Below are 22,984 nucleotides of genomic sequence, written 5' to 3'. Positions count from 1 at the left end.
GAAGGAATTTTTAATAATTGAATTATTACTGTGAACAGGAAATCACTCTTTAGAGGAAAAGATGACTAGAAGCACAAAAAGCAAAAGGATAATAGACTTAACTATTGAAGGGCCAAAGACTTTTTCCTCACTTGATGAAGTTAAAGAAAGCATTAACGGAGAAATCATAAAAATTGCTCTAGAGAAGCTTAACAGAATAATCGAAAATATCTCGGATAACTCACAAAATATGCCAAATAACAACTCAAAAACTAGCAAGTTTACCCCCAATAACCTATTTATAAATGGTAAACGTGGAAGCGGAAAGACCTCTATACTTCTTACTATTAAAGAGTTACTATCCAAACAACCTTTAAATTTTGATTATTCTAACCTTAAAAATGTGGAAATAGCGGAAAATTTAATAGATACATCTATAAATACAGAGAGTCTAACATTCTATTTTCTAAGTTGGCTAAAGCAAAAATTGGATGAGAACTGTTTCACAGATGAACCAGCTCTTTTAAACAGAGACAAACTCCTAAAACATCTCAGTATTTGTTTAAACAAATTTCCCTCATCCCTTCCTCCGAGAAAACTTTCCAAAGAGGACTTACTACTGGAGGAAATAATCGATAAAAGCGATATAGCTTTACGTAACGAATTATTCAAACTTATTGATCTTTACATTAAAGAGAGAAAAGTTAACGCAATTCTAATGTTTGTAGACGATCTCGACATCAGTTTCCCTCCGGAAAGGCTCATAAGTCTTTTAACAGAAATATACATGTTCTTAAGTCATCCTAAGCTCATAATTATTTCAGCAGGCAACTATAAAAATATTCAGGATATCATCTTTAATTACATAAGCAAAGAATTTATAAAAAATGAAGAAAATGCAAGATACTACGCAAAATCTTTCATAGAGAAAATCTTTTCTTCAAACATGGTAGATATTCCAACTATAAGTTGGGAAACTCTCAAAAATTGCAAAGTCAAGTTCCATAAAGGAGAAGATGTCATCACCGAAGAAGCTAAAGATTTCCTACAGCGACTTCCTATTCTAAAAGTGTTGAATACTGGAAGAGAAGAGGAATTATATCTTCCCTTCTTTGTCAGAACTCTTTTTTCAGATATATCTCTTAGAGAACTTTACCTAATCCTTAAGGGAATAAGTAACAAAATTTCGAAACTAGAACAGAAAGAAATAAGCAGTAATACAACTCTACTATACGGCTTCGAAGACAAAATCTCAGAACTATGTCTGTCAGATATAATTCAAAAAGTACTAGGTATAAATCTCGAAATTCAAACAGAAACAAGACAAACTGAGAAAGTAGGAGATAAAGAAAGACATAATGAGTTCTTATTCATTTTAAAGGAAATAGATAAAATTCTACAAGAAGTTCAATCACTAGATAAAAATTACAAAACTCAGAAAAAGAACAAATACATAGGGATTAGCCTGCCATTTTACGCACAAAAGTTTACTTTAATCCAACTTGAAGAACATTTATCTAATAAGTTTAGAAACACAAAAGAAAAAGCTTTGTTTAAACTATGGTTTAATGAATATCTTCTTTTTTCTAACGGAATAAGTAGAGGTTTGTTAAGGCTTATTTTCTTAGAAACAATAAGACACTTTGTAGAACTAAACGAAGAGCCACCAGTAGCAGCAAGAGCAGTATCTGAATTCATAAATTCATGGATAGACCGAAGAGCCAGTTTCTACGAATTAATAAAAATTTCAGAGAGCATCTACGGATTTACTCCCGAAATAGAAAGGTATATACTAACTCAAATACAATTCAGGAAATCCGAGGAAAGAATAAAAAAAGTTATTAAGGTCCTATTTGATGACTTAGAAGTACCAATAAATACAGGTAAGTCCAAACTCACTCTCAGATTTTTAAGTAGAAAACCTGAGGGCAACGAGAACCTATCTTTATTAAGAACACTAAACAGCTTTGACAATTTACTAAAACACATAAACAGCTCTATTATATTTTCAATTAATCTTAAGCATAAAGTAACTAGAAATAGCTACAGCGATAGTCTAATATTCTTCATTTCAAACTTCAAAGACAAAATCCTCCTAAGTGTTAAAGAATCTTCAGAGGACATAAGCGTTATCACAAGATATTTGTATATGCTTCAAACTTATATAACCTTACTTGATCAAATAATTAACATTCTTCTAAAAGGAGAAATAAAGTATGAGATATCTTGGCAAATTCAAGAGGACATAAACAATATAATAAACGAAAATTATGATATAAATAAATATTTAGACAATTTAGACAAATACATAAAAAGATTACAATCACTCAGCTCCCCAATGTCTGAGTTTCCAGTAACACACTATGTTATTACTGGATTAGAAGAACTAAAAAAGGAAGTCGAAAATGCAAGAGAATTACCTAGAGAAAAGAAAATTAAAGAAATAGACCACAGGAAACTCAACTTCAACAAACATAAAATTTATATAACTCTCTACATAGGACTACTTAAAGTCTACAGCCTAGCTACCGAAAAACTGAAGGAGATAGAAAATGCTATTAAAGAGCATGATGATAAAGAAATTCCTGAAAGAATAAAAAACGAACTTCTGCATGGTTTGAAAATTTTAAAAGATATTTTACTTAAAATAAAAGAAAGAGCAGAACAAATATAGAATAAACGAAGGTAGACCTACGAATGGAAATCAAGAAAATTTCCTTTGAACCTTACATAACGTTTCTTTCGGAGTTTAGCTTATTCCTCGAGAGTCAAACACAAAATGAATCTCCAATAAATAAGTTATACGAAATTCTAAAGAAAAAATACCCGTATGTTCCATTCTATTACTTAAAAGAACAACTAAGAAGAATTACCAACATTGAGTCTCCAAACTATACAAAAGAATCTCTTATTTACCTAACTACCAAACTCTTTCAAAACTTCCAAATCAAAGAGCTTCAACTCTTTAAGATAGTAACATCAGAAGTCAGAAGGGAGTTCCTGCTTCAAGCCTTTCTACTACAAAACGAGTATTACCCAAACACAAACCTACAAAATTTAATGTCAATAGAACCCTATGTTGAGGTTCCCTACTACATGAGAACCCTTGCGGATTTACACACCCATTTGGGACTACTTTCAAATTTTCCGGAAAATATAGAATTTATTATGCAAGAGCTTCAAAACTTTAACAGAGAACTTTTAAAGTCCATAAATAAAAACCCAAAAATAGAGCATAAAAAGAGGTATATAAAAGCAAGAAAACTACTACTAATGTTGGCAACAATCTGGTATATATACAAAAAAGGGGAAATTCCCCAAGAAGACAAGCTTCTATTCCTTATAAACTCTATCTACAAGCACAACCTAGCAATAATCCCCGTGCACGAACTGACACATGAAACAAAAGACTTCAGCTACCCCAAATTCGTTGATATATCAATATATTACGTCTTTAGTAGACATAAAAGAAAAAACTTACTGGGATCCACTGCAGTAACGCTAACAAACTCACTATACAAAGAAACTGTTCACGACAGATACTTCAAAGGTCTCGACTACTTCTCTAAAAAGTTCGTAAACAATCCAATAAAAAAGGAAGTAGGAAAGATTAAAAAACTCAACAACAAGATAACAAAGACCTTTATCGAAAAACAAAACAGACTGTCAATATTAGAAGTTAGATTTTTTCCTGATAAAAGGAAAGTAGAATACGCAACACAACTACTAACCGAAATAATGAGCAAAGATACCAACCTTAAAAGCGGATACATACTGCACTACCCCAAGTTTCCCGATTCAGAGGCAATATTTAGACTTAAAATCAAAGAAAAGGAGATATTCGAACAGACAAAAAGACTGGCAGACTTTTTTAAAAAGAACCCCGAACATTTAAAGTTTCTGCTGGGCTTCGACGCAGCCTCTCAGGAATACTGGACACCTGCGTGGTTCTTTTCAACACCTTTCAGGTTCTGGAGAAGGTTAGCTCACATCTACATACCTCAAATCATGGAGAAAAGATCACCCTACCTGCGATTTACATACCACGCAGGAGAAGACTACGTAGACGTAACAACCGGGTTAAAGAACATATACGAAGCGTTGTTCTTCTTAGAACTAAACCAAAACGACAGAATAGGACACGGGCTTGCCCTTTTAAGGGAAGTCGACGACTACCTACTCGAACACCGAAATGTCCCAATGGACCCTTTCAGGTATTTTCTTCACTTATTATGGTTGTTTCACGTTACTTACACTCACCAGCACGAATTTAACAAGAACTATAGTAAGCTTATAATCAGAGAGATCTCTTACTTCCTCGAAAAAGAGGATTTAGAACCTAAAGAGCTTCCCCTCCGGTTCGAAGAGTTTCTGCTGAGAACCTACGAAGCGTTACAGTTCAATCTGTATCCCATCGGAGATACCAGTCCGTTCTCAAACTTTTGGGAAGTAAAAAAAAGAAATTTCTATAAAAGAGAGATAAACTTTCTAAGACACCTGATTAAAAAATACAAACTTAAACCTAGGGAGGACTACCTAATTAACCCACTGCTGGGCTCAAGTAAGTTCGTAAGCTTTGAAGAGCAGGTTGAGCTCATAAAGAACATACAATCTCTAGTTACGAAGCTCATCGTAGAAAGGGGGGTAGCCATCGAAATCTGCCCCAGTTCAAACATCTTCATAGAGAGGTTACCTGACTACAAAAACTATATAAGAGAAGAGATCCTAGAACTCATAGAAGAAAGAAAATTTAAAGCCTTCCTTAACACCGACGACGCCCTTACCTTCGACACAACAATATTTGAGGAGTATCTGCTAATAAGAGAGAGTCTTCCTGAAAACGGAAGAGACAGAATCACCAAGATCCTCATCGAAAACGCTAAAGAGGCATCTTTCTTAGCTTAAGAAAACACTCTGTCTTCTCTCCTTGACTTTTCAGCCGCAAGTTCATTAATTCAGTTGCAGAAGTAAATTTTTTACAATTACAAATTCTTTCTGGAGGGTACCGTGGGAAGACGCAAGCTGAAAGTAAGACTCCTCTACCAAAGGGGAGGGGAACAGAATCCCTTGAAGAACTTCAACTACAAGGAGGCCTTCGAAAGATTAAACATCAAACAGGTTAAAGAGGAACTCTTCAAGGTTATGACCGACTCAAAAGCTTGGTGGCCGGCAGACTTTGGCCACTACGGCCCGCTCTTTGTCCGACTCGCATGGCACAGCGCCGGAACTTACAGAATTAAAGACGGGCGCAGAGGAGCAAACAGGGGGTTTATCCGTATATGGCCCATATACAACTGGCCCGACAACACAAACCTCGATAAAGCTATAAGGCTACTGTGGCCGGTGAAGAAGAGGTTCGGTCCGTCGATTTCGTGGGGAGACTTGATAATCCTTGCAGGGAACGTAGCGCTTGAGTCTATGGGGTTTAAAACTATCGGCTTTGCCGGCGGCAGGGTAGACTCCTACCTGTTTGAAGAGGATATCTACTACGAGAAGGAGCTTCAGCTCTTCAAACAGGAGCGCTCCCTAAAGAGTGAGAAACCGAGCGAGCTTCCCACCGCCGCATCAACAATGGGCCTCATCTACGTTAACCCCGAAGGGCCAAAGGGTAAGCCCGACCCCGTGGAGTCGGCCCTTGAAATCAGAGAGGCCTTCAGGCTGATGGGAATGGACGACGAGGAGACGGTTGCCCTCATAGCCGGCGGCCACTCCTTCGGGAAATGCCACGGGGCCGGCCCGGTTTCGTGCCTGGGAGAGCCCCCCGACGAAGCCCCGCTCGAGGAGGCAGGGCTCGGCTGGAAGAACAGCTGCGGAAAAGGGCGCGCAGAAGACACCATAACAAGCGGCTTTGAGCTTGCCTGGACCAAAACCCCGGTAAGGTGGAGCATCGACTTCTTAGAGCACCTTTTCAAGTACAACTGGAAGCTTACCAAAAGCCCCGCAGGCCTGTGGCAGTGGGTTGCCCAAGATGCCCCCGAAGTGATACCCGACGCCTTCGACCCCAACAGACGCCACAGGCCCATGATGCTTACAACCGACCTCGCCTTAAGGTTCGACCCCGTTTACAGGGAGATAGCCCTGAAGTTCCTCAGCAACCCGGAACGGTTCGAAGAGGCCTTTGCAAAGGCGTGGTTCAAACTTACCCACAGAGACCTCGGACCGGAAAACCGCTACCTCTGGAAGGAGCGCCCCCGGGAGCTCTTCGTGTGGCAGGAGCCCCTTCCGCCCGGAAGCTCCACCCTTTCAGGAGAAGAGCTCCAAAGCCTAAAAAGGGAGATAAAAGAGAGCGGCATCCCATTAAGGGACTTCCTCTACACCGCCTGGTCGGCAGCCTCCACCTACAGAGACTCCGACAAGCGGGGCGGTGCCAACGGGGCGAAAATAGCCCTTGAACCTCAGATAAGCTGGGAGGTAAACGAGCCCGAAACGGTAAAGAGGGTAGCTAAGGCCCTGAAGAAAGTGGCAGAGGAGTTTTCAAACTCCACGGGAAAGAGAGTCTCCCTTGCCGACCTCATAGTGCTTGCGGGAAACGTAGCCGTTGAAGAGGGGGCGAAACGGGCAGGCCTCGAGGTAGAAGTTCCGTTTACCCCGGGAAGGGCCGACGCAGAGCAACACCAGGTAGACGTAGAGACCCACAGATACCTCGAGCCCGAAGCAGACGGCTTCAGAAACTACCTAAAGGCGAAGCCGAAAGAGTTCACTCCCGAGGAGCTCTTCATAGACAAAGCTCAGCAGCTAACGCTAACCGCTTGGGAGATGGCGGTTCTCACGGCAGGCCTGCGGGTTTTAGGAGGAAACTTCAAAAAGAGAGACTACGGAGTTCTCACAAACAGGCCGGGAGCCCTCACAAACGACTTCTTCGTTAACTTACTGTCGCCGGAGGTTAGGTGGCAGAAGAAGAGCCCTAAGAACGACTTTATTTACGAAGGCTACAGCAGGGAAACCGGTAAAAGGCTGTGGGAGGCCACAAGGTTCGACCTGATATTCGTTGCAGATTCAGAGCTCAGGGCCGTTTCAGAAGTTTACGGTTTTGAAGGCAGTCTCGAGAAGTTCGTAAGGGACTTTGTCTCAAGCTGGGTGAAAGTGATGGAGCTCGACAGGTTCGACGTAAACTGGAGGTAACTCGGGAGGGGCCTCCCCTCCCCTTTAAAACTCGGCCGAGTAGATAATCCTCAAGGGACAGGCCGGTATGCAGTGTCCGCACCCTACGCACTTATCCTTATCAAACTCAACTCTGAAGGTCTCCCTATCGAGGTAGAAGGCGTTTGTGGGACACGGAGCAATACACGCCCCGCAGTGAACGCACTTCTCATCCTCCCTGAAGATGTCAAGCTCAAGGGGCTTAATCTTTATGTTGAGGCTCCTCAGGAACTTAACCGCCTCTCCTATCTTCTTCCTGTCACCCTTTAGCTCAACAACGGCGGAGCCCTCCATCTTGGGCAGAATCTCCGCCCTCAGTATGTTCACTATAAGGTCGTAATCCTTTACGAGCTTGTAGATAACGGGCTTATCCCACGTCTCCTTCGGAAAGTGGAGAACAAGGCGAGTAGAGGTCTCCTTCAACTTCCGCCACCTCTCACGAGAAGTCCACCCCCTTTAAAACCCTAAAACGTCGAACATGGAGTAAAGGCCCGGCCCCTTGCCGGCCATCCACTTGGCTGCAACAATCGCTCCCCTTGCAAAGGTCTCCCTGCTGGTAGCCCTGTGGGTGAGCTCGAGCCTCTCTCCCAGAGTCGCAAAGAAGACGGTATGGTCGCCTACAACGTCTCCCATCCTCGCAGAGAGTATGCCCATCTCATCGGGTTTCCTGGGGCCCACCATACCTTGCCTGCCGTAAACGGCCATCTCTTTAAGGCTCTTCCCGAAGGCCTGGGCAACTATCTGGCCCAGCTTCACAGCAGTCCCCGAGGGGGCGTCCTTTTTAAACCTGTGGTGAATCTCGAAGATTTCAACGTCGTAACCCTTGTCCTTCAGGGCTTTTGCCGCTTCGGCAACCAGCTTAAAGAGGAGGTTCACCCCCAAGCTCATATTCGGAGAGAGGAGAACCGGAAGCTCCTTAGAAGCCTCCTCCACCTTTGAAAGCTGCTCGGCCGAGAAGCCGGTTGTCCCTATAACGAGGGCCGTGCCGAGCTCCTTGGCCTCTTCCAAGAGCTTCAACGTGGCCTCTGGTGTTGTAAAGTCGATTACAACTTCGGGCTTTTCCTCCATCTGGAGGATTGAAGGGTAGAACTTCACACCGGGGGCAAACTCGCCTCCCATTAGCGGGTGGTCGGGGCGCTCCGTAACGCCCACAAGTTTCACCCCTTCGTCTTCAAGGGCCAAACGGGCTATAAGAGAGCCCATTCTACCGCCTGCACCTGTAACAGCAACTTTAACCATTACTTAAGCCCCCTTCTCCTGCTCTGCTTCAGCTCAAAGAACTTAACTATTCCGTAAACTATTCCGAGTATGAAGATAAGAGCCCCTATACCGAGCTTAAACTCTATGGGCTTATTGTGCTCCAGTGAAACAACCAGTGCCTCCCTGATGGTTGCGGCCAGAGCAACGCTAACGAAGGCACTAACCGCAAGCTCTCCGCCCAGCATAAACTTGATTTCGCTGTTTAGGAGCTCGAGAACGGTCCAGAGTATCAGAAGGTCGCCCATTGCCGCAATGAGGCCGTGGGCCAGGTTGCCGTGGAAGAAGTGGGAAATGTCTATTCCGAAAAGGGCTATAACGAACAGGGCAAGGAACATCAGGCCGAGCAGAATCGCTATGTCCATGAAGATTGCGAACTTCTTGCTGAAGTTGATAACGGTCCGCTCAACTTTGCCGGCCTCAAGGAAGGTGCGAAGCTCGGAATCTACGTAGTAGGAAACGAGAACGTCTTCGTTAAGGGCCAGTATCTTCCTCAGGGAGCGGGTAAGGTCCTCCATACGCTCGAAGACCTCTTCCAAAACGAAACCTTCCAGTATCTCCGCCCTCGCCGGGTCGCAGACAACGTCCTGCTCCTTCCTGTAGTGCTCGAAGAACTCCCGGGCCTTCTTGGCGAAGAACTCGGCTATACGTCTCGTGCAGAAACGGCTGACGAAGTTCATGGCAACTATGATGTAGTGGGGAGGAATCCCCTCCTCAACGTGAACCTTTGCAATCCTCAGCAGATAGAGGAGGTACTCGGAGTCGTACTTACCCGAAAAGAGCTTCTCGTACCACTCCTGAATGGTGGTTTTAAGCCTCTGGAGCTTCTCCTCAGGAATGTACTCCTTTATATCCTCAAACTTCATTAGGTTGTCGTAGAAGGCGTCTGCAAACTCCTTCTTGTAGGGAAGGAGTATGTTGCCCAAAAACCTGAGGTTCTGGACGTCCTTCTCCCTTATCTCGAAGTAGAGGAACAGCTTCTCAAGGTCTCTGTAATCTACGCCGGAAACGAGAGACATTTCAAATCACTCCGTACTCTTTTAGGGTTTGGGCGATTACCTCTTCTTTCTCCGGGGTTGTGGGACACAGGGGAAGCCTGAACTCCTTCTCCATTCGGCCCATCATAGAGAGGGCGGTTTTCACCGGAATCGGGTTGGTGTCTATGAACATCACCTTGGAGAGGTTGTAAAGGTGGCGGTGAAGCTCCTGAGCTTTCTCCCACCTTCCGTTTACGAACTCCCTGTGCATCTGAACCATTCTGTCGGGCACAACGTTTGCAGTAACCGAAATCACCCCAACTGCCCCCACCGCAAGGAGGGGGAAGAAGGTAAGGTCGTCTCCCGAGAGGACCTCTATCTCACCTTGGGTGAGGTTCAGAATTTCGGTTGCAACGTTGGTGCTGCCGGTTGCCTCCTTAATGGCCACTATGTTGTCAATCTCAGAAAGCCTTGCAACGGTTTCCGGAAGCATGTTAACGCCCGTTCTGCCGGGAACGTTGTAAAGGACTATCGGTATCGAAACGGCCTCGGCAACCGCCTTGAAGTGCCTGTAGAGCCCCTCCTGGTTGGGCTTGTTGTAGTATGGGGTAATCAGGAGGGCTCCGTCTGCCTTTACTTCCTGAGCGAACTTGGTAAGCCTGATAGCCTCTTCCGTTGAGTTGGAGCCGGTTCCGGCTATAACCTTTACCCTTCCGGCCGCCTGTTCTATGGTAAGGGCTATAACTTCTTCGTGCTCCTCGTAGGAGAGGGTGGCGCTCTCGCCGGTAGTGCCGCAGGGCACTATGCCGTCTACCCCCTGCTCTATGAGGAACTCAACGTGGTCTTTAAGGGCCTGAGTGTCAACCTTCCCGTCCTTAAAGGGGGTGGGAATTGCAACGTAGATACCTTCAAACATACTACCTCCGGTTTCTGTTGGGAGGGTCCTACCGTCTATAATTCAACAAGTTAATTTTAGCCGTTTTAACTGGAGGTGTAATGAGAGCCTGGAGAGGTATTATAGAAGAGTTCAGGGAGTTCCTACCCGTTTCCGAGAAGACCCCCGTCATCACCCTGCTGGAGGGAAACACCCCCCTCATAAAGGCCGACAACCTCGCAAGGGAGATTCTACCAGGACTCAACCTATACCTGAAGTTTGAAGGGCTTAACCCCACAGGCTCCTTCAAGGACAGAGGCATGACTATGGCCGTCTCCAAGGCGGTTGAGGAGGGGGCAAAGGCGGTTATCTGCGCCTCCACCGGTAACACCTCCGCATCGGCGGCGGCCTACGCGGCAAAGGCCGGGCTTAAAGCCGTTGTCCTCATTCCCGAGGGGAAGATAGCCCTGGGGAAGCTCTCCCAGGCAGTTATGTACGGAGCCGAGGTCGTCCAGATAAAGGGGAACTTCGACGACGCCCTCGAGATAGTAAGGGAGATAGGGGCCGAGTACCCGATAACCATAGTAAACTCCATAAACCCCTACAGACTTCAGGGTCAGAAAACCGCCGCCTTCGAGATATGTGAGCAGCTGGGCAGGGCCCCCGACTACCACTTCATACCTGTGGGCAACGCCGGCAACATTACAGCCTACTGGATGGGCTACAAAGAGTACTTCGAGGCTGGCAAGGTGGACTCAAAGCCGAAGATGTGCGGCTGGCAGGCGGCAGGGGCGGCACCGATAGTGCTGGGCCATCCGGTAAAGAACCCGGAGACCATAGCAACGGCCATAAGAATAGGAAACCCGGCAAGCTGGAAGGGTGCCGTTAACGCCGCGAAGGAGTCGGGGGGCTTCATAGACATGGTTACAGACGAGGAAATCCTTGAGGCCTACAGGCTCGTTGCCAGAACCGAAGGGATTTTCTGCGAGCCGGCATCGGCGGCATCGATTGCGGGAGTTATAAAGAGCGTTCGTACCAAGGGCCTCCTTAAGGCCGGAGACGTTGTGGTCTGCACCCTTACCGGCCACGGACTCAAAGACCCGGACACCGCAATCTCCATGGGGGTTAAACCGATAACCCTGCCTGCAGATAAAGAAGAAATCGTTAAAGCTTTAGGGTTTTAAAGATGAAACTGACCGAAATCCCCAAAGGTTTTAAAACGCTACTGCCGGAAGAGGCGGCAAGGCGGGAACAGATAGTAGAGAAGGCAAAAAGGGTTCTAAAAAGCTGGGGCTACGAACCCCTGGTTCTGCCAACAGTTGAGTTCCTCGAGACCTTTAAGGCCGTGGAGCCCACACTTGAGGAGCTCTCGTTTAAGCTGGTAGACCGCTTCACCGGCCGGCTTATGGCGGTAAGGCCCGACTTTACGCCGCAGGTGGCAAGGGTTGTGGCCTCGTCGTTCAAAGACGACGAGCCCCCCTTCAGGTTCTTCTACCAGGGCAAAGTGTTCAGGGACAAAGACGGCGACAGGGAAGTGGGTCAGCTGGGGTTTGAGCTCATAGGAGTGCCGGAAGTTGAGGCGGATGCAGAGGTTGTAGCGGTTGTCGTAAACGTCCTCAAGGAGCTCGGACTCCGCTCCTTCCAGATAGACGTAGGACACGCCTCCTTCCTGGAGGGAGCGCTGGAGGAGCTCGGACTGGAGGGAGAAGAGAGGGACGAAGTTTTAGAGATTCTGAGCCACAAAGACTACTCCCGACTGCTACTGTTCAGCGAGCGGCTGGAAGATGGGAAACGGAGTAAGCTCCTCGCCCTGCTTGAGCTCTACGGCGGAGAGGAGGTTTTAGAGAGGGCGCTGAAGCTCTTTAAAAACGAAAAGAGCACCAGAGCCGTAGAGGAACTTCAACAGGCCTACAAAATCCTCACAAGCTACGGCTTCGCAGAGAACGTAATCTTCGACCTGTCGGAGAAAAAGGGAATGGAGTACCACACCGGCATAACCTACGAGGTGCTCCACCCCCTATACGGCTTCCCCCTTGGCAGGGGCGGAAGGTACGACACCCTATTAAAGAAGTTCGGCAGGCCTCTTTCTGCAACGGGGATGGCACTCAACACAGACGCCCTCCACGAGCTCCTGGAGAAGAAAGGCCTCTTTAAAGAAGAGGCCGAGAAGGAGTTCTACCTGATAGACCTTAAAAAAGAGCTTCACCTGGCCTACCACCTCGCAAGGGAGCTGAGGAAACGGGGCTACACCGTTACCCGCGACATAGTAAAGAGAGACTACAAACGCTCGGTGGAGGTTGCCTTCAAAAAAGGCTACCGGTTTGTGGTGGTTCTAAACCGGGAGTCTGAGCCGAAGCACCTCATCTACACCTCTCCGAACGAGTGGAAACCCCTGAAAGGAGAGCCTTTAAAGGAGATAGAGCGGATTCTAAACGGAAGGCTATAATTACAGGTCGCAAACGCCAAGCGCTTTTACAGGGAGGACCTTGAATGTCCACACTCGCCATTGTCGGAACCCAGTGGGGTGACGAGGGAAAAGGGAAGATAGTCGACATCCTCTCGGAAGGGGCAGACTACATAGTAAGGTACCAGGGGGGGAACAACGCGGGCCACACCGTTGTTGTAAACGGCGTGAAGTACGTTCTCCACCTGCTTCCGTCGGGAATCCTGCACGACGGGAAGAAGTGCGTCCTCGGCAACGGAATGGTCATAGACCTTGAAGGTCTGTGGAACGAAGTTGAGTTCATAAAGAGGGTGGGGAAAAGCCCCGAAGGGAGGCTCTTTGTAAGCGAAAGGGCCCACGTAATATTCCCCTACCACAAGGCGCTGGATGCAGCAAGCGAGAAGCTGAAGGGAGACGGCTCCATAGGCACAACCCTAAAGGGTATAGGCCCGGCCTACAGGGACAAGGCCGGAAGGGTCGGGATAAGAATCGCAGACCTAAAAGACGAAGAGAGCTTCAAGGAGAAGCTCCGCTGGAACATAAGGGAGAAAGAGCTCACCCTGAAACATGTTTACAACTACCCGGTCTCCTTCAACTTCGACGAAATCTACAGCCACACAATGAGGATATACGAAAAAGTTGCAGACTTCGTCTGCGACACCGTCTCCCTGCTGAACAGGGCCATAGACGCCCAGGAGAGGGTTCTCTTTGAAGGGGCACAGGCAACGCTGCTGGACATAGACGTAGGCACCTACCCCTTTGTAACCTCTTCAAACTCCTCCGCCTTGGGGATACCGGCGGGGGCCGGAGTGAGCCCCAAAAAGGTAGAGAAGGTTTACGGAATAGCCAAAGCCTATACAACCAGGGTGGGCGGAGGCCCATTCCCCACAGAACTTAAGGACAACACCGGAGAGCTCCTGAGGGCAAGGGGGCACGAGTACGGCTCAACAACCGGCAGGCCCCGCCGCTGCGGGTGGCTCGACCTGTTCGCCGTTAAGTTCTCGGCCCAGGTGAACCAGCTGGACGGGCTGGTTATAACCAAGCTGGACGTTTTAGACGCCTTCGACCAGATAAAAGTGTGCGTAGGATACGAGCTCAACGGCCAGCTTATAGACAGGTTCCCCTCAACGGCCAGGGAGCTGGAGCAGGTGAAACCCGTTTACGAAACCCTCCCCGGCTGGAAGCAGAAAACCACAAACGTAAAGAGCTTCAACGAGCTTCCCGAGGAAGCCAAAAACTTCATAAAGTTCGTAGAGGACTACCTCGGAATCCCCGTTCCCATAATCTCCACCGGCCCTCAAAGGGACGAAACCGTTATCAGGGAGAGAATCTGGTAGCCCCCGGGCTACCCTCTCCCTTCAAACTTCCCCGTTAAAACCTTGAAACGCCTCCCCATATCCACAAGGAGCGTAAGGAGCTGAACCGTGTGCTCCGGCGAGGCAAACCGCTCTATTCCCCAGCTTAACAGGAACTCCGACTGAGGGCAAAGCTCAAGGTTCTCAAAGCCGAGCTCTCCGAGAATCTTGCTCAGGTAATCAAAGTCGACAAGGGCGGTAAGGTCCACCTCTCCGGGCCTCTCCAGCCAGTCGTCTGCAAGGGCGTGGCCGCTGAAGGCCTTAAAGGTCTGCCTGCCGGAGAGCTCGGTGCACCTTCCCCCGTAGTCGAAGGTGACGAAGTAACAGCGGGATAGCTTCCCGGCCAGCTCCTCCAAAAAAGGCCGCCACGAAGAAAAGAGGGGATATTCTCCCTCAAACCCTTCACAAGGGGAACCGGCCTCTCCCTCAAAGGGCAAAAGGGTCTCAAAGAGCCTGCTCTCCTTGCCGTCTATGAACACCTCAAGCCCCCTTCGGGGCAGAACCCTCCTGAAGGGGAAGGCGTCGAAGAACTCGTTGGAGACAACAAACCCTTCAAAGCCCCCTTCAAGCTCCTCAAGGGAGGTCAAACCCTTAACGCCCTTCAGATTCATGGGGCCCTTCTCCAGCAGCAGGTACTCCTCCGGCCGAAGCTCCTCAAGGAGGTCCTTCGCGAGAAAGCCCTTACCGCCTCCCAGCTCGAGAATCCTTAAAGGGAGCTTCTCCCTTCGGGCAACTTCGCCGATGTGGCGGGCCAGAACCTTGCCGAAAACGGGGGTCAGCTCAGGGGCGGTGAAAAAGTCCTGACCGGGAACGGGTAGCGTCCTCACTCTCGTGTAGTAGCCAAACTCAGGATGGTAGAGGCAGAGCTCAACGAACCGGTCGAACCTTAAAGGGCCCTCCCTCTCTATCAGCTCAACTATAAGCTCCTTCAGCACGCCCGGTAAAGTCCTCCTTCCCGTGAAACAAGGCCCAGAAGCTCCATCTGGGCAAGGAGCCTTAAGGCCTCGTGAATCTGAACCCCCAGTTTAACCGCAAAGGCGTCGGCAGTCAAAGGGGCAGAAAGGAGAGAGTAGGCCCTCTCAAACTCCGGAGGCACCCTCACCTCTGCCCTCTTCACTCCCAAAAACTCCAAAAGCTCGGAAAGCTCCGTGAGGGGAACGGCTCCCTCCTTTAAGAGGTGGTTCGTACCCCGGCTGTAGGGTGAGTCTATGGGGCCGGGGACGGCAAAGACCTCCCTTCCCTGCTCAAGGGCGTAGTCAACGGTTATAAAGGTGCCGCTCCTTTCGGTCGCCTCAACCACAACCACGGCGGAGGAGAGGCCGCTGACTATCCTGTTCCTCCTGGGAAAAAACTCTTTACGGGCCTTTGTTCCCAGGGAAAACTCAGAGAGAAGTCCACCTCCGGACTCAACGATTTCTTCGGCAAGGTGAAGGTTCGTAAGGGGGAAAACCCTATCTACGCCGCTACCCAAAACGGCCAGGGTTAAGCCGCCGCCCCTTACGGCTCCCCGGTGGGCCTCGGTGTCTATACCCTGGGCAAGGCCGCTTACAACCGTAACGCCGGCTTCAGAAAGGAGCTTACCCAGCCTAAAGGCTACCCGCCTGCCGTAAGGGGAGCACCTCCTCGAGCCGATAACGGCAACCCGGGGGCCCGAGGGCAGCTCTCCCCGCAAGTAAAGAGCAAGGGGCGGAGAGGCCACCTGAAGGAGCTCCTTGGGGTAGCCGGGGGAAGCAACCGTTAGGATTTTTACACCGAGCTTCTCCGCCCTCTCAACCTCTCCTTCGGCGGCGCTGAGCTCAGCAGAGAGCTCCACCGCTCCCAGCCCTACTGCAGACTCTAAAGAGCCGAACTTTTCAACGAACCGGCGGTAGGCGGCGTAGCCGAAGCCCTTTTTAAGGTGCAGGGCAAGGGCGAGAAGCTCCTCACGGGTCATCAGAGAATCCTTATGGCAGAGAGGGTTCTCTTGTCGGTCTTCTCCTTCCTGTAGGAGTAGAAGCGGTCGTTGTTGCAAACGCTACACAGCCCCATATCGGCTATAACTTCAACGCCTGCGGCTTTAAGCTGAATCCTGTTGGCCTCTTTAAGGTCGAACAGGAACTTCCCCTCTCCCGCAGGTATAAAGCAGCGTTCGTACTCCTTGGGGAACTTCACTTTAACGTCTTTTCCCACTTCGTAGCAGGCTTTACATATCCCTACGCCGAGTATCGCCCTGCGGACCCTGGTAAAGCGGGACATGTAGTTAACGGCGTTAAAGGTAACCCCCTTTAAAGTGCCCCTCCAGCCGGCGTGAACTATACCTACCGCTCCCTCCCCTATGAGGAAAACCGGCAGGCAGTCGGCCGTCAGAACGCCTATCCAGAGCCCCTTGTTGTCGGTAACGAGGGCGTCGGCGTGGGGAGGCTTTTTCCTTCCCCTTCCCACAAAGTAAACGCTGCTGCCGTGAACCTGTATAGGTTTGAAAACCGGAAGGCCTTTTATTTCAGTTATTTCGCGGCCGTCCTGCGGTTTTTCCGAGATAAATATCTCAAAGTCCATAGTGCTAAAATTTTAGCATGGCAAAGGGCAGACTAAGCGTAAGGGTAAAAAGAAGAAAGATTCCGCCCCTTTACCTGCTGAAACCTTCCGAGCTCTTTTCGCTGTTCGAGGAGAAAATAGAGAAGGCCCTGAGCCAGCTCAATATGGCGAGAACAACAAACAGGGCTCTCCAAGAGAGCTTAAGGAGGAAGGGAATACGGAAGCTGAAAGAGCTCCGCTCCTTCTTTGAAGAGCTCGACAAGGCTCCCCTTAACCGGAGGAAGCTCGCCTACAACGCCTTCTACAGGCTCTTTCAGCGCTACCAGTGGGCCCTTGAGTCGGGAAGCGAGAAGGAGATAGAGCTGAAGGTGTGGGTAACCTCCTCAATCGATTACCTCACCACGTTTGCAAAAACCGTAAGGGAGCTTGAGGATGCTTGAGACAGGTAGTTTCTGGGTCCTCCAGGAACTATTCGTGGAGCCCTCCGTTGCCGGAACAGAGGTTGAGTGCAGCGCAGAGCTTAAAGTGGCCTCGGAGCTGGTGGAGCGGCGCGAGGGCAGGTGTAAGGTGGTTGTGGAGATATCGGGAAGCCTAATAGAGGGCCACAGGCAGGTGGCAAACCTGCGGTTTGTGAACATCTCAAACGTTGAGCTTAAAAAGAGGGTAACGTCGAAAACCCTCTTAAAGCGGCTCGAGAAGAAAAAGCTGGAAGAGCTCCTCTCGCTCCTCCCCATATACGCGCTGAAAGCGGGCATTTCCATAACAAGGGTTGAGCATGAGCTGTAGCTGCAGAAAGGGAGCCCAGATAGAGAAGCTGCTCTCCCCACAGGTGGAAGAGCTTTTGAAGCTCCTTCAGCAGAACCCCGGTGCCTTTGAGCTGCTCCTGGAGGTTGTAAACAGCTTCAGGCCCACCGACCCTCCGGCGGTTAAAGCCGAGAGGATATTCCTCGCCGTTAAAGATATGGTGGAGCTGAAGCTCCTGAGCCCTGCCAAGATAGAGAAGGTAACCGCCGCTTTAAACGGACTCCTCTTTTCGAGCAACGAAAAGGACAGGGGAAACTTGCTCGAGGTCCTCGTTTCAAAGCTGGGGCCCTTCTACGCAGAGTTCCCCTATAGGCGGGTGAACCAGTGTAAGGTTTTCAAAAAGAGCCGGAAGCTCTCCGACAAAGAGATAGACGTTGCATTTTCATCTAAGAGGACCTTAGAGCTTCACGAGTGCAAGTCGAACATGGTCCGCCAGTGGAGGGGCCCTCTCTCAAGGAAGAGCAAAAGGGGAGGGAAGCTCCACTTCCTAAACCAGCTCCCCCAGCTGTGTAAAAACGGCAAAAGGGTTGTTCCCGTCTGCAGCGGACTCGACGGGGAGATGGCCGTTGAGTACCTGAAGCTCGTTTTCAAGTTCTACAGGTTCAAACAGGTGAAAATAGTGGGAAGGGAGAAGCTCCTGGAAAAGCTCAAGAAGAAGAGGAAACTGCTAAAATAACCTGCGGAGAACAAAATGGACCAGAAGCTACTTGAACTGATAGCCGTTTTTCTCGTAGGCTTCACAGGCTCAATGGTATTCCTCTACTTCGTCCTGAAGAAGCTGTAAATCCCACCCCGACAATTCATATAAAATAACCACCACACCTAACCAAAAGCGGAGAGGCCATGGCCGTTAAAGACATCCACGAGAGCAAAATACTGATACTCGATTTTGGCTCCCAGTACACCCAGCTGATTGCAAGGCGTTTAAGGGAAAAGCACGTCTACTGTGAAATCCACCCCTTCAACACTCCCATCGAGAAGATAAGGGAGTTTAAACCCAAGGGAATAATCCTCTCCGGAGGCCCAGCAAGCGTTTACGCTCCGGGCTCTCCCAAGGTGAGCAAGGAGGTTTTCGAGCTCGGAGTTCCGGTTCTGGGCATCTGCTACGGAATGCAGCTGATTACCTACCTCTTCGGCGGAGAGGTTGTAAGGGCCGAAAGGCACGAGTACGGAAGAGCAGAGCTTCAAGTCCTCGACCACTCCGACCTCTTCAAGGGCCTACCGGACAGGTTCACCGTCTGGATGAGCCACGGAGACAGGGTTCTGAGAATTCCAGAAGGTTTTGAGCCCATAGCCAAAACCGAAAACGCCCCTTACGCCGCAATAAGGAACGGGAAGAGGAGAATCTACGGCGTCCAGTTCCACCCGGAAGTAAAACACACTCAGTACGGAGACAAAATCCTTGAGAACTTCGCCATTGAAATCTGCGGCTGCGAGCCCACCTGGACTATGGAGAACTTCATAGAGTATGAAATAGAGAAAATCAGAGAAACCGTAGGCGATAAAAACGTAATCTGCGCCCTCTCCGGAGGCGTAGACTCTTCCGTAGTTGCGGCTCTGCTCCACAGGGCAATAGGAGACCAGCTCTACCCCATCTTCGTAGATACCGGCCTACTGAGGAAGGGCGAAAGGGAGAGCGTTGAAAGGACCTTCAAAGAGAAGTTTCACATGAAAAACTTTAAAGTCATAGACGCCTCTGACCTTTTCCTCGAAAGGCTAAAAGGGGTAACAGACCCCGAACAGAAGAGGAAAATAATAGGCCACACCTTCATAGAGGTGTTCGAGAAGGCGGCAAAAGAGATACCGAACGCCGAGTTCCTCGCCCAGGGAACCCTCTACCCCGACGTTATAGAGAGCGTTTCGGTTAAAGGGCCTTCTGCAACAATAAAGTCCCACCACAACGTCGGCGGCCTTCCCGAAAGGCTCAACTTCAAACTGATTGAGCCCCTGAGGGAGCTCTTTAAAGATGAAGTTAGAGAGCTCGGAAAGGAGCTGGGGCTGCCCGAGGAAATCATTAAACGCCAGCCCTTCCCCGGCCCCGGCCTTGCAATCAGGATTATCGGAGAGGTCAAACCGGAATACCTTAAGATTCTAAGGGAGGCCGACGCTATAGTCCTGGAGGAGATAAAGAAGGCCGGCCTCTACGACAAAATCTGGCAGTCCTTTGCCGTTTTCCTCCCCATCCAAACGGTAGGGGTTATGGGAGACGTCAGAACCTACGACTACGTTATAGCCGTAAGGGCCGTAGAGAGCGTAGACGGCATGACTGCCGACTGGGTGAAGCTACCCTACGAGCTCCTTGAGAGGATTTCAAACCGGATTATCAACGAAGTAGAGGGCGTAAACAGGGTTGTTTACGACATAACCTCTAAACCGCCGGGGACTATAGAGTGGGAGTAGAGATGAACCGTGAAGAGTTTATAAACCGGATAGGCGAGCTAAAGAGGGAGAAAGAGGCCGTAATCCTCGCCCACTACTACGTAGACGGCCTCATTCAAGACGTTGCCGACTTTGTGGGCGACTCCTTAGAGCTTGCGAGGAAGGCCAAAGAGACTCAGGCCCGGATAATCCTCTTCTGCGGCGTCTACTTTATGGCGGAGACGGCAAAAATCCTGAACCCTTCGAGGAAAGTTCTCATACCTTACTACAAGGCCGGCTGCCTCATGGCCGACATGGCAATAGCCGAAGAGATAGAGGAGTTCCGCAGGAAAAACCCCGACTACGCGGTGGTCACCTACGTTAACTCCTCGGCCGACGTAAAGGCCGTTTCCGATATCTGCTGCACCTCGGCCAACGCGGTGAAAGTTATAAAATCGCTGAAGGCCGATAAGGTCCTATTCGTTCCAGACAAAAACCTCGGGAGCTTCGTGGCCGAGCAGGTGCCAGGCAAAGAGGTTATCGTTTGGAGCGGCTACTGTCCGGTCCACCAGAAGCTCACCCCGATGGAGGCAAGGAGGAAACTCCAGGAACACCCAGACGCCCTCTTCGTTGTCCACCCCGAGTGCAGGAAAGAGATAAGGGACATGGCCCACTTTGTAGGCAGCACCTCCCAAATTGTCCGTTTTGTGAAAAACGAAAGGGCCACCAAGTTCATAGTGGGAACCGAGAAGGGAACGATTCACCAGCTCCAAAAGCTCAGGCCCGACGCCACCTTCATACCCGCCTACGAAGAGTTTACCTGCGACCAGATGAAGATGATAACTCCGGAAAGGGTGCTGAAAGCCCTGGAGAGGGAGCAGTTCGAGGTTGAAGTTAACGAAGAGGTTGCCGCAAGAGCCAGAGAGGCCATAGAGAGAATGCTCGAGGTAGTGTAGAGATGAAGGCGAAAGAGTTTTCGGTAAAACAAGACCTTGCCTTTGTGGTGGTTCCTCTGATATTCGACCTGCTCTTTTTCATCGTGGGCCTGTTTATGCCCGGGCTGTGGAAGCTCGCCTTCGCGGCGGTTGCGTTAATCATGGCGGGAGTTGTTCTGTGGCAGGCAAGGCCGTTCCTGAAGCAGTTCCAGCTGACTGTAACCCCGAAAGAGGTAACCGTTAAAGACTTCAGGGGCAACACGGTAAGGAAGCTCGACTGGAAAAGGGTGGAAGCGGTAGCCGCCGGTTACAAGAAGAACTGGATGCTCTACACCTACAGCTTCTACTTCAGAGTGAGGGGAGACGAAGACCTCCTCTTCGGAGCAATCACCAGGGAGCCCGGCCTTACCGGGAAGTTCCAGCAGTTCGTAAAGGTGTTCGTAAGGAAGAAAGTCCCGGTTCAAGTTGTAAAGGCCCAGTAGGAGGTGAGCGTGTTTAGGGTTATTCCGGCAGTTGACATAAAAGGGGGAAAGTGCGTAAGGCTCTACCAGGGAAAAGCCGACGCCGAGAAAGTCTACTTTGAAAACCCCGTAGAGGTCGCCAAGAGGTGGGAAGAGGAAGGAGCTTCAATCATCCACGTAGTAGACCTCGACGGCGCCTTTGAAGGGGTCCCGAAGAACCTTCCTATAGTAAAGGAAATCGTTCAAGAGCTGTCGATACCCGTTCAGTTCGGCGGCGGCGTAAGAACCCGCAAGGCCCTTGAAGAGCTGTTCAAGGCGGGAGTCTCCCGGGTTGTAGTGGGCACCGTTGCCGTTGAAGAGCCGGAACTGTTCAAGAAGTGGACAGAAGAGTTTCCCGACAAACTGGTAGTCGGAATAGACGCCAAAAACGGCATAGCCACAACCCGCGGCTGGGTAGAGCTCTCCGGAATACCTGCAACGGAGCTTGCCCGAAACCTCGACCAACTTCCCATATGGGGGTTCGTCTATACAGATATCTCACGGGACGGAACCCTCACAAGCCCCAACTTCGAAGAGGTGGAGAAGTTTGCCTCCGCCGTTGAGCACCCCGTTATCGCCTCCGGAGGGGTTTCCTCACCTGAAGACCTTAAACGGCTTTCCAAAATTAAAAACGTAGCCGGAGCAATAGTGGGGAAGGCCCTTTACGAGGGCAAGGTAAACCTGAAAGAGGCGATAGAGCAGGTAGAGCGTGGAAATAACCCTTGAGAAAGCCCTAAAAGAAATCGAGGGCAACAAGTTCTTCAAAGTCCTGAAAGAGAACGATCTCGTAAAAGTATCCTACAGATTCAACGCCCCTCAAACCTTCGATACCCCCCTAAAGAGGGAGCTGAGGGGCATCACATTCTCCTCAAAAACCGGCCGGGTTGTATCCCGTCCCTTCCATAAGTTTTTCAACCTCGGAGAACACCCGGAAACGGAAAAAGAGAGGCTCAAAGGGAAGCTCTTTATACTCCGGGAGAAACTCGACGGCACGATGCTCCATCCCGCCGTTGTTGAAGGAAGAGTCAGGCTTTTTACCCAGAAAGACTTCGCCAACCCCCAAATAGAAAAAGGGGAAGAGTTACTGAGAAGAAACGACAAACTGCTTAAAGCGACCCGGAGGCTCCTGGAAAAGGGGCTAACCCCCATATTTGAGCTCATCTCACCCGAGTTTCAGCTCGTTATACCCTACGAAACCGAAGAGCTGATACTCACAGAGGTAAGGGACAACCGAACCGGCCACTACCTGCTCGAAGAGGCCGAGAACGAGCTCATACAGATGGGCTTCAAACTCCCCCGAAAGAGAGTTGGAACAGTAGAAGAGGCAGAGAGGCTGATTGAAGAGGCCGAGAACGTAGAAGGCTTCGTTGCCAAAAACTTCGATGAATCCGAGCCCTTCCCGCTCTTTGTCAAGATAAAGTCTCCCTGGTACCACCGGGCCCACTACGCCTTCACCTACCTGCACAACATACCGGACCACAAGCTGTTTAACCTTTTCCTGAACAACCGAGCCGACGACATCTTCGCCACGGTAACAAACCCGGCAGTTAAAGAGAAGAAAAGCAGAAGGCTCAAAATTTTAACCGACATCTACCACAGCTTGCTCTCCTCGGCGGAGAAGCTCTCACAACTATACGGTAAAGTGAAAGAGGAGACCCTAAAAGCAGAAGCTCAAAAGGAGCTGAAAAAAATCGAGCGGGAATTCAAGGAAGAGCTCAAACTCTTTAACTTCCCCGTTGAACACCTAACAGAGGCTGCAAGGCTCGCCAAACAGAAAAAGAAGTTCGATAAATTCTTGGGGACGAAGCTCTACACAGCCCTCAAACACCAAACCGTCAAACTCAAAAC

Annotated in this window: 21 protein-coding genes (1 of these 21 running past the window's edge); 14 read left to right on the top strand and 7 right to left on the bottom strand. The window is 49.6% G+C overall.

Translation table 11 applies throughout. The annotated features are described in order from the left end of the window. Positions 1-61: 61 nt before the first annotated feature. The 3 genes from THEAM_RS00970 (at position 62) to katG (ending at position 7,101) form a co-directional block, all read left to right on the top strand. Positions 62-2,653 (top strand): hypothetical protein, encoded by a 2,592-nt coding sequence (locus THEAM_RS00970; RefSeq protein WP_013536947.1) that lies wholly within the window; start codon positions 62-64, stop codon positions 2,651-2,653. Between the two features lie 23 nt (positions 2,654-2,676). Continuing rightward, positions 2,677-4,884 carry an amidohydrolase family protein gene (locus tag THEAM_RS00965; protein ID WP_013536946.1) on the top strand — a complete coding sequence of 736 codons (2,208 nt, stop codon included), beginning with the start codon at positions 2,677-2,679 and terminating at the stop codon, positions 4,882-4,884. Positions 4,885-4,986: 102 nt separating this feature from the next. Continuing rightward, positions 4,987-7,101, top strand: coding sequence for a catalase/peroxidase HPI (katG, locus tag THEAM_RS00960; RefSeq protein ID WP_013536945.1), 2,115 nt, complete (start codon positions 4,987-4,989; stop codon positions 7,099-7,101). Between the two features lie 24 nt (positions 7,102-7,125). Here katG and THEAM_RS00955 read toward each other — a convergent pair whose 3' ends face one another. Genes THEAM_RS00955 through dapA form a run of 4 tightly spaced genes read right to left on the bottom strand, consistent with a single transcriptional unit; the run spans position 7,126 to position 10,269 of the window. Further along, positions 7,126-7,542, bottom strand: coding sequence for an NIL domain-containing protein (locus tag THEAM_RS00955; protein ID WP_013536944.1), 417 nt, complete (start codon positions 7,540-7,542; stop codon positions 7,126-7,128). 33 nt (positions 7,543-7,575) lie between these two features. Beyond that, on the bottom strand, positions 7,576-8,358 hold the full coding sequence (gene dapB / locus THEAM_RS00950) for a 4-hydroxy-tetrahydrodipicolinate reductase (RefSeq protein ID WP_013536943.1): 783 nt from the start codon (positions 8,356-8,358) through the stop codon (positions 7,576-7,578). Further along, entirely contained in the window at positions 8,358-9,395 is a 1,038-nt protein-coding gene (locus THEAM_RS00945; RefSeq protein ID WP_013536942.1) for a protoglobin domain-containing protein, read from the bottom strand. Before THEAM_RS00945 ends, dapB begins: the two co-directional genes overlap by 1 nt. A 1-nt stretch (position 9,396) precedes the next feature. After that, positions 9,397-10,269 carry a 4-hydroxy-tetrahydrodipicolinate synthase gene (dapA, locus tag THEAM_RS00940; RefSeq protein WP_013536941.1) on the bottom strand — a complete coding sequence of 291 codons (873 nt, stop codon included), beginning with the start codon at positions 10,267-10,269 and terminating at the stop codon, positions 9,397-9,399. An 80-nt stretch (positions 10,270-10,349) separates the two neighbouring features. Between dapA and thrC the strand changes: the two genes are divergently transcribed. Genes thrC through THEAM_RS00925 form a run of 3 tightly spaced genes read left to right on the top strand, consistent with a single transcriptional unit; the run spans position 10,350 to position 14,007 of the window. Next, the gene (gene thrC / locus THEAM_RS00935; RefSeq protein WP_013536940.1) at positions 10,350-11,411 is read left to right on the top strand and encodes a threonine synthase; all 1,062 of its coding nucleotides are present in this window, start codon (positions 10,350-10,352) and stop codon (positions 11,409-11,411) included. A gap of 2 nt (positions 11,412-11,413) precedes the next feature. Continuing rightward, positions 11,414-12,673 carry an ATP phosphoribosyltransferase regulatory subunit gene (gene hisZ, locus THEAM_RS00930; RefSeq protein WP_013536939.1) on the top strand — a complete coding sequence of 420 codons (1,260 nt, stop codon included), beginning with the start codon at positions 11,414-11,416 and terminating at the stop codon, positions 12,671-12,673. A 44-nt stretch (positions 12,674-12,717) separates the two neighbouring features. Then, positions 12,718-14,007, top strand: coding sequence for an adenylosuccinate synthase (locus tag THEAM_RS00925; protein WP_013536938.1), 1,290 nt, complete (start codon positions 12,718-12,720; stop codon positions 14,005-14,007). A gap of 8 nt (positions 14,008-14,015) precedes the next feature. Here the strand turns inward: THEAM_RS00925 and THEAM_RS00920 are convergent, their stop codons facing one another. The 3 genes from THEAM_RS00920 to THEAM_RS00910 are packed head-to-tail and all read right to left on the bottom strand — an operon-like array spanning position 14,016 to position 16,560. Then, positions 14,016-14,960 carry an SAM-dependent methyltransferase gene (locus THEAM_RS00920; protein ID WP_013536937.1) on the bottom strand — a complete coding sequence of 315 codons (945 nt, stop codon included), beginning with the start codon at positions 14,958-14,960 and terminating at the stop codon, positions 14,016-14,018. Then, positions 14,954-15,958, bottom strand: coding sequence for a DNA-processing protein DprA (gene dprA, locus THEAM_RS00915; RefSeq protein ID WP_013536936.1), 1,005 nt, complete (start codon positions 15,956-15,958; stop codon positions 14,954-14,956). The genes THEAM_RS00920 and dprA overlap by 7 nt, the downstream gene beginning before the upstream one ends. Continuing rightward, positions 15,958-16,560: a purine nucleoside phosphorylase YfiH/LACC1 family protein gene (locus THEAM_RS00910; protein WP_013536935.1), complete on the bottom strand. Its 603-nt coding sequence runs from the start codon at positions 16,558-16,560 to the stop codon at positions 15,958-15,960. The genes dprA and THEAM_RS00910 overlap by 1 nt, the downstream gene beginning before the upstream one ends. A 17-nt stretch (positions 16,561-16,577) precedes the next feature. On the opposite strand from THEAM_RS00910, the gene THEAM_RS00905 reads away from it, so the two are divergent. The 8 genes from THEAM_RS00905 to THEAM_RS00870 all read left to right on the top strand — a co-directional run. Further along, entirely contained in the window at positions 16,578-16,979 is a 402-nt protein-coding gene (locus tag THEAM_RS00905) for a hypothetical protein (RefSeq protein WP_013536934.1), read from the top strand. Beyond that, positions 16,972-17,325: a hypothetical protein gene (locus THEAM_RS00900; RefSeq protein ID WP_013536933.1), complete on the top strand. Its 354-nt coding sequence runs from the start codon at positions 16,972-16,974 to the stop codon at positions 17,323-17,325. Before THEAM_RS00905 ends, THEAM_RS00900 begins: the two co-directional genes overlap by 8 nt. Further along, on the top strand, positions 17,315-18,019 hold the full coding sequence (locus THEAM_RS00895; protein ID WP_013536932.1) for a hypothetical protein: 705 nt from the start codon (positions 17,315-17,317) through the stop codon (positions 18,017-18,019). Before THEAM_RS00900 ends, THEAM_RS00895 begins: the two co-directional genes overlap by 11 nt. Positions 18,020-18,186: 167 nt before the next feature. Further along, positions 18,187-19,743, top strand: a complete 1,557-nt coding sequence (gene guaA / locus THEAM_RS00890) for a glutamine-hydrolyzing GMP synthase (protein WP_013536930.1) — start codon at positions 18,187-18,189, stop codon at positions 19,741-19,743. A 2-nt stretch (positions 19,744-19,745) separates the two neighbouring features. Then, entirely contained in the window at positions 19,746-20,657 is a 912-nt protein-coding gene (gene nadA / locus THEAM_RS00885; protein ID WP_013536929.1) for a quinolinate synthase NadA, read from the top strand. Positions 20,658-20,659: 2 nt separating this feature from the next. After that, positions 20,660-21,118, top strand: coding sequence for a hypothetical protein (locus THEAM_RS00880; protein WP_013536928.1), 459 nt, complete (start codon positions 20,660-20,662; stop codon positions 21,116-21,118). Positions 21,119-21,127: 9 nt separating this feature from the next. Next, positions 21,128-21,862, top strand: coding sequence for a 1-(5-phosphoribosyl)-5-[(5-phosphoribosylamino)methylideneamino]imidazole-4-carboxamide isomerase (hisA, locus tag THEAM_RS00875; RefSeq protein WP_013536927.1), 735 nt, complete (start codon positions 21,128-21,130; stop codon positions 21,860-21,862). Beyond that, a protein-coding gene (locus tag THEAM_RS00870; RefSeq protein WP_013536926.1) for an RNA ligase crosses the window boundary here: on the top strand, positions 21,846-22,984 show its 5' portion. Its footprint extends 4 nt past the window's final position; the window shows 1,139 of its 1,143 coding nt (coding positions 1-1,139); its start codon is at positions 21,846-21,848; its stop codon lies beyond the right edge, outside the window. Before hisA ends, THEAM_RS00870 begins: the two co-directional genes overlap by 17 nt.

Source organism: Thermovibrio ammonificans HB-1 (assembly GCF_000185805.1).
GTDB classification, from domain to species: domain Bacteria; phylum Aquificota; class Aquificia; order Desulfurobacteriales; family Desulfurobacteriaceae; genus Thermovibrio; species Thermovibrio ammonificans.
Note: the sequence above shows the minus strand (reverse complement) of the source record. Positions and strands in the feature narration are given on the sequence as shown.